Below are 6,977 nucleotides of genomic sequence, written 5' to 3' on the forward strand. Positions count from 1 at the left end.
ACCCCTCGCACGCTGGCGCCACCACACCACCGACACCGACACCGGGGCTGCGACCGACACCAGGGCCGACCCCGACGCCGACATCCCACCCCCACGCCGACCCTGGCTCGACCCCCGACCACAAAGCACCCACTGGTACCGACGCGCCCTACGCCTGGCCGCCGAACGCAAAGCCAACACCATGGCCCCACCACCAGACACCCCACCCGACCACCACCACGACCCCGACCCACCACCCTTCTGACCGGCGCGCGGCGAGCCCGGGCCGACACCCTGGTGGCGACAGCACAAAGGCCCGGTGTCGCAGCGTGCGACACCGGGCCCCGGTGGAAGACGGTCAGACGGTCAGTGCTTCTCGCGACCCCAGTGGTACTCGAAGACCAGGCCGCAGGCGGTGATGACCAGCGCGACGGCGCCGCCGATGAGCACCCACCAGTTCCAGAAGGCCGCTCCGTAGCCGATGATGAAGACCGAGAAGGCCACCAGCACGGGCCAGTAGCTGTGCGGGCTGAAGAAGCCGAGCTCGCCGGCGCCGTCGGAGACCTCGGCCTCCTCGAAGTCCTCGGGCAGGGTGCTGATGCGCCGCGCCACGAAGCGGAGGTAACCACCGATCAGCAGGCTCAGGCCGGCCGAGAGCACGAAGGCCGTGGCGCCGACCCACTCGACGCCCGTCCGAGACGTACCGGTGAGGTAGGCGTACGCGATACCCATGACGGCCAGGAAGATAAACAGGGCGTCGAAAATTCGTACTGTTGCGTTCATCGTTCAGGAATCCTTCGCGTGATACCGGGAGAACCGTCAGTTGCCCGACGCGGTCTCGATGATGTTGTTCTGGTCACGGGTATCGCTGCGTCCGGTCTTGAACGGTGCGGTGGAGGTCGAGTACGGGTCCTGGCCGATCGACTCCAGCGCCTCCGCGTTGGACGCGGTCGGGTTGTCCTGACGGAACTGGATGTACTGGGCGAAGGCCTCCGGCGATACCGCGCGCAGCTCGAAGTTCATCATCGCGTGGTAGACACCGCACATCTCGGCACAGCGTCCGACGAACGCACCCTCGCGATCGATCTCCTCGATCTGGAACATGCTCAACTGCTGGTTCTTGCCCGGGTGCGGCATGACGTCGAGCTTGTAGATGAACTCGGGGATCCAGAAGGAATGGATCACGTCGGCCGACGCGAGGCGGAACTCGATGCGCGTGTCGGTCGGCAGAACCAGGACCGGAACCTCCTCGGAGGTACCGACGGTCTCGATGTTGTTGTAGTGGAGGTACGACTTGTCCTCGGCAAGACGACCGTGGATCGGGCCGCCGGCGGCGGGCTCGCCGTCGTGACCGAGTGCCATGCGCTGCTCGTCCGAGAGCACCCCGGCCTCCTCGGCGTCACGCTGGGCCTGCTCGTTGGTGCCGTCCTCGATGGACACACCCGCGACGTCGACCTTGTTGTAGCCGAACTTCCAGTTCCACTGGTAGGCGGTGACGTCGACCTTGACGCCGACCTCCTCCTGCGGACGGAGATCGAGCACCTTGTTCTGCGTGACCACGGTGAAGTAGAAGAGCACGGAGATGATCACGAACGGCGCAGCCGTGTAGATCAGCTCCAGGGGCACGTTGTACGCAGTCTGGCGCGGGAACTCGCCGTCGTCGTTCTTCCGCTTGCGGTGGAACGCCATCGACCAGAAGATCAGGCCCCACACGAAGAAGCCGACGATGAGCGACGTGATGACTGTGCCCGTCCAGAACTCGCGGATCGCGACGCCCTCCGGGGTGATCCCGGTCGGGAAGCCGAAGTTCATCGTCTGGTTCCACCACTTGTTGTCGGTGTGGAGGCTACAACCGGACAACAGCAAGCCCAATGTGCCGAGAGACATCGCGAGTGTCGCCCTGCGCGTCCGACGACGCCCGTCACGCTGTTCCACCATCACGCCTTCCTGATCAGCGGCACCGGCCACGTGGCCGGGACACCTTAAAAGAGTAGACCACGGCTCTCAGAATGGAAGCCGCGGGTCCGGCAATTCACCCGCCCCCGCCCCCACGCCGTCGGCGGGGGGCCGGAGGGGTTCCGCCGACCAGTAGTATTCGATCGCGTCGCGACCCGCTCGGGCGGGTCACCGCTGACGCCCCGACGACGATGGACGAGGTACCCGACGCATGTGTGGCCTGCTTGGTCTGATCACCCCCGACGGCTCCGCCCGTACCCACGAGGCGCGGGTCCTTGGCGCCATGGGGTGCCAGCGCCACCGCGGCCCCGACGAGGTGGGCACCTGGGTCGACGGCGACATGGCCTTCGGGTTCAACCGCCTGTCGATCATCGACATCGCGCACTCTCACCAGCCGCTCCGCTGGGGTCCGCCCGAGCAGCCGGACCGTTACGCGCTGGTGTTCAACGGGGAGATCTACAACTACCTCGAACTCCGCGAGGAGCTGCAGCGCGAGCACGGTGCCGTGTTCGCCACCGAGGGTGACGGCGAGCCGATCGTCGTGGCGTTCCACCACTGGGGCCCCTCGGCCGTCCGCCGGCTCCGCGGAATGTTCGCCTTCGCGATCTGGGACACCGTCGAGCGTTCGCTCTTCGTCGCCCGGGACCCCTTCGGCATCAAGCCCCTGTACATGGCGACCGGACCCGGCGGAACCGTGTTCGCGAGCGAGAAGAAGTCGGTCACCGAACTGATCGACCTCGTCGTCGTCGACACCTCCCTCGACACCCGCGCCCTCCAGCACTACGTCACCCTCCAGTACGTCCCGGAGGACGAGACCCTCACCCGGGGCGTCCGGCGCCTGGAGTCGGGATGCCATGCCACGGTCACCCCCGGCACCGAGCCCGTGATCCAGCGCTACTTCGAGCCCACGTTCCCCGTCGTGCCCGTCGCCGACGGCGACGCCGAGCGCCGCTACGACGAGATCGCCGCCGCACTCGAGGACTCGGTCGCCAAGCACATGCGCGCCGACGTCACCGTCGGCTCGTTCCTCTCGGGGGGCATCGACTCCACCGCCATCGCCGCCCTCGCGCGACGCCACAACGAGAACCTCCTGACGTTCACCACCGGTTTCGAGCGCGAGGGGTACTCGGAGATCGACGTCGCCGCCGAGTCGGCCGCCGCGATCGGCGTGGAGCACATCGTCAAGGTGGTCTCGCCCGAGGAGTTCGCCGCCGCGATCCCCGAGATCATCTGGTACCTCGACGAACCGGTGGCCGACCCGGCGTTGGTCCCGCTGTACTTCGTCGCCCGCGAGGCGCGCAAGCACGTCAAGGTCGTCCTCTCGGGTGAGGGCGCGGACGAACTGTTCGGTGGCTACACCATCTATAAGGAGCCCCTGTCGCTGGCGCCGTTCGAGAAGGTCCCCGGTGGGATCCGTCGTGCGCTGGGCCGACTCAGCACCCGGATCCCGGAGGGCACCCGGGGCAAGAGCCTGCTGCACCGCGGCTCGATGAGCCTCGAGGACCGGTACTACGGCAACGCCCGCTCCTTCTCCGACGCGCAGGTGGAGGCGGTCCTCCGCGACTACCGACCGGAGTGGAGCCACCAGGACGTCACCGCGCCGATCTACGAGCGGTCCCGCGGATGGGACCCCGTCGCGAGGATGCAGCACCTGGACCTGTTCACGTGGCTGCGCGGCGACATCCTGGTCAAGGCCGACAAGGTCACCATGGCCAACTCCCTCGAGCTACGGGTGCCGTTCCTCGACCGTGAGGTCTACGAGGTCGCGTCGCGGCTCCCCCACACCGAGAAGGTCGCCCACGGCACCACCAAGTACGCACTGCGCAAGGCCCTCGAACGGATCGTTCCCGCCCACGTGCTGCACCGGAAGAAACTGGGATTCCCCGTCCCGACCCGTCACTGGCTGGCCGGGCCGGAGTTGCACGACTGGGCACGCGAGCACGTGGCGGCGTCCGGCACCGACGAGTTCGTGGACAAGGCCGCGGTACTGCGGATGCTCGACGAGCACCGCCGCGGCGAGTCCGATCACAGTCGTCGCATCTGGACCATGCTGTGCTTCATGATCTGGCACGGCATCTTCGTCGAGGGCCGGATCACCCCGGACATCGAGCAGCGCGAGTACCCCGTCCGCCTCTAGCAGGAGGCGGCGGGACGGTCAGGCGGGAAGGAGCGCCGACAGTTCCTCGGCGGCCTCGTCCCCGTAGGCGTCGACGAGCCGGCGGCGGGCGGCGGCCGGGTCGATGGTCCACTCCTGCGTGCCCGTGGTCTCCAGGACGTGGGTGGCGATGAGGGCTCCGAACTGGGCGGAACGCTCCAGCGACAACCCGTCCAGGACACCGGAGAGGAAGCCCGCCCGGAACGCGTCGCCGACCCCCGTGGGATCCAGCAGGTTGTCCGACGGGACGATCCCGACCTCGATGGGCTCCGCGCCCTGCTCGACGATCACGACGCCCTTCCCACCCCGGGTGGTGACGCGAGTGCCGACCTTGGCGTCCAGCTCCTCGGCCGACCACCCGGTCTTGTTGAGCAGCAGCTCGTACTCGTATTCGTTGGTGAACAGGTACCGCGCCCCGTCGACCAGCTCACCGGCCGCGTCCCCGTCGAGGAACGCGAGCTGCTGGGAGGGATCGGCGGCGAAGTCCAGACCGAGCTCGCGGCACTCCATCGTGTGGGAGTGCATCGCCGTGGGGTCGTTGGCCCCGATGAGCACGATGTCCGGACGGCCGATCCGCTCGGCCAGGCGAGCCAGCGAGATCGTCGCCGCCTCCCCCATCGCACCGGGGTAGAACGACGCGAGCTGCGCCATCTCCGAATCGGTCGTGCACACGAACCGCGCCGTGTGCAGCGCGGAGCTGATGTGGACCGCCGAGCAGTCGACACCGTGCCGCTCGAGCCAGTCGCGGTACTCGACGAAGTCCTCGCCCGCCGCCCCCACCAGATGGGGTCGCCGACCCAGGACGCCGAGCGCGAAGGCGATGTTGCCGCCGACCCCGCCCCGGCGGATCTGCAGCGAATCCACCAGGAAGCTCAGCGACACGTGCGCGAGCTGGTCCGGCAGCAACTGCTCGGAGAAGCGACCCGAGAAGGTCATGAGGTGGTCGGTGGCGATGGAACCTGTGATGACGACGGGCATGCCCCAGACAGTAGACGACCCGGACCGATCGGTGATCGGCCCGGGTCGCCCGGTCGTCAGTGCGACCGCGGCGTCAGTTGAACGAGTCGCCGCATGCGCAGGAGCCCGTGGCCTGCGGGTTGTCGATGGTGAAGCCCTGCTTCTCGATGCTGTCGACGAAGTCGATGGACGCACCGGTCAGGTACGGGACACTCATCCGGTCGACGGCGAGCTTGATGCCGCCGAAGTCGTCGACCACGTCACCGTCGAGCGAGCGGTCGTCGAAGAAGAGCTGGTAGCGCAGGCCCGCGCAGCCACCGGGCTGGACGGCGATGCGCAGCGAGAGGTCGTCACGACCCTCCTGGTCCAGCAGGGCCTTGGCCTTGGCGGCGGCTGCCTCGGTGAGCAGTACGCCGGTAGCGGTGTTCTCCGCAGTGGTCATGTCGGTTCTCCTTGCGATCGGAAGAGGGCTTCGGGGGCGTCGTGAAAGGTTCAACGCCCACCGGGGAGTCCTCTATTCCCCGGCACCCGTTCCCCCGCCTACGATACGCCTGCGGTCGCCCATGGGTGAATGTCCGGCGCCGGTGTCGATCGCCTAGCCTGGGTGTGTGAAGTTGCGTGCATTCGGCTCCAGAGACGACGAGAGCGGCAAAGGCTCCCCCGCCCCCGAGGGGCGGCCCGCATCCGCGTCCGCGGATGCGGCTGCCTCCGAGCCCTCCGGCGACCCGCGCCGCCCCGCGGGCAAGGGGAAGCCGACGCCCCGTCGTCGCGACCAGGAGCGCGCCCGCGGGGTGCGCCAGGGTCCGGTGACCGCGCCGGTCACCCGCAAAGAGGCCAAGGAGCGCAAGAAGGCCGCCCAGGCGACCATGACCAAGGACGAGCGTCGGGCCGCCAGGGCCGGCGAGCGCGCCGCGCGCGAGGAGCGCCGCCAGCTCATGATGGAGGGCGACGACCGTTACGTGCTCTCCCGTGACCGCGGAGAGGTCCGCCGGTTCGCGCGCGACTGGGTCGACACCCACCGGCGCCTCATCAACTGGTTCATGCCGCTCGCCCTGTTCGTGATCGTGTTCCAGCTCATCCCGAACCCGACCCTCATGGTCTACAGCCAGACCCTCTTCCTGGTGCTCATCATGGTCGTCGTCGTCGACGGCATCCTCCTCGGACGAACCGTGAACAAGGCGGTCCGCGAGAGGTTCCCGTCCACCGACGACACCGGTTTCGGCATGGGGTGGTACGCCGTCATGCGTGCGACGCAGCCCCGCATGCTCCGCACCCCCCGCCCCCGGGTCCGCCCGGGCGACGCCATCTGACCCGTCCAGAGCCACTGATCCCCGGAAGGGCCTGACCCCCCATGCGCCTGCTCGTCCTCGGTGGTATCCGCTCGGGCAAGTCCGCCCACGCCGAGTCGGTGGCCGCGGCCACGGACGACGACGTCGTGTACGTCGCCACGGCCCGGCGCGACCCCGGGGACGACGAGATGGCCGCGCGGATCGAGACACACCGCGAGCGCCGGCCCACCCGGTGGGTGACCGAGGAGACGGAGGACATCGTCCGGGTCCTCGCCGACCACCCGACATCGACGGTCCTCGTGGACGACCTCGGAGGCTGGTTGACGCGTCGGATGGACGCCACACTCGGGTGGACCGACGGGGGTGCCGCGGTCGCGGCGGACCTGGACGCCCTCGTCACCGCTGTCGCCGAGCACTCCGGCACCCTCGTCCTCGTCTCGCCCGAGGTCGGTCTGGGAGTCGTGCCGGACACGCTCTCCGGTCGGGTGTTCGCCGATGTGATCGGTTCGCTCAACCGGCGGCTGGCCGGGGTGTGCGACTCGGCGGTCCTCGTCGTCGCCGGTCGCCCCCTCCCCCTCGAGGCCGTGCACCCGACCGCCGGTGGCGCCACTCGCACCCCGGACGCCCGGACGGGGGCGGCC

Annotated in this window: 7 protein-coding genes and 1 pseudogene; 4 read left to right on the forward strand and 4 right to left on the reverse strand. The window is 68.8% G+C overall.

Annotated elements, in window-relative coordinates:
• A pseudogene (locus G6023_RS15740) lies at positions 1–244 on the forward strand (HNH endonuclease); the annotation flags it as partial.
• Between the two features lie 101 nt (positions 245–345).
• Here G6023_RS15740 and G6023_RS10355 read toward each other — a convergent pair.
• A complete protein-coding gene (locus tag G6023_RS10355; RefSeq protein ID WP_067714151.1) occupies positions 346–762 on the reverse strand; it encodes a cytochrome c oxidase subunit 4 in 417 nt (138 codons plus the stop codon).
• 36 nt (positions 763–798) lie between these two features.
• Positions 799–1,866: an aa3-type cytochrome oxidase subunit II gene (gene ctaC, locus G6023_RS10360; RefSeq protein ID WP_132062096.1), complete on the reverse strand. Its 1,068-nt coding sequence runs from the start codon at positions 1,864–1,866 to the stop codon at positions 799–801.
• A gap of 280 nt (positions 1,867–2,146) precedes the next feature.
• On the opposite strand from ctaC, the gene asnB reads away from it, so the two are divergent.
• Positions 2,147–4,072, forward strand: a complete 1,926-nt coding sequence (gene asnB / locus G6023_RS10365) for an asparagine synthase (glutamine-hydrolyzing) (RefSeq protein WP_067714154.1) — start codon at positions 2,147–2,149, stop codon at positions 4,070–4,072.
• 18 nt (positions 4,073–4,090) lie between these two features.
• Here the strand turns inward: asnB and G6023_RS10370 are convergent, their stop codons facing one another.
• Both G6023_RS10370 and G6023_RS10375 read right to left on the reverse strand, forming a co-directional pair.
• Positions 4,091–5,068 (reverse strand): carbohydrate kinase family protein, encoded by a 978-nt coding sequence (locus G6023_RS10370; RefSeq protein WP_120285790.1) that lies wholly within the window; start codon positions 5,066–5,068, stop codon positions 4,091–4,093.
• A gap of 73 nt (positions 5,069–5,141) precedes the next feature.
• Positions 5,142–5,489 carry a HesB/IscA family protein gene (locus G6023_RS10375; protein ID WP_067714160.1) on the reverse strand — a complete coding sequence of 116 codons (348 nt, stop codon included), beginning with the start codon at positions 5,487–5,489 and terminating at the stop codon, positions 5,142–5,144.
• A gap of 166 nt (positions 5,490–5,655) precedes the next feature.
• Between G6023_RS10375 and G6023_RS10380 the strand changes: the two genes are divergently transcribed.
• Positions 5,656–6,357 (forward strand): DUF3043 domain-containing protein, encoded by a 702-nt coding sequence (locus tag G6023_RS10380; RefSeq protein ID WP_096905669.1) that lies wholly within the window; start codon positions 5,656–5,658, stop codon positions 6,355–6,357.
• 41 nt (positions 6,358–6,398) lie between these two features.
• Positions 6,399–6,977: bifunctional adenosylcobinamide kinase/adenosylcobinamide-phosphate guanylyltransferase (locus G6023_RS10385; protein ID WP_182635383.1), on the forward strand; the 579-nt coding region annotated here is incomplete at its 3' end.

The organism is Dietzia sp. DQ11-71 (assembly GCF_014144995.1).
GTDB classification, from domain to species: Bacteria; Actinomycetota; Actinomycetes; order Mycobacteriales; family Mycobacteriaceae; genus Dietzia; species Dietzia kunjamensis.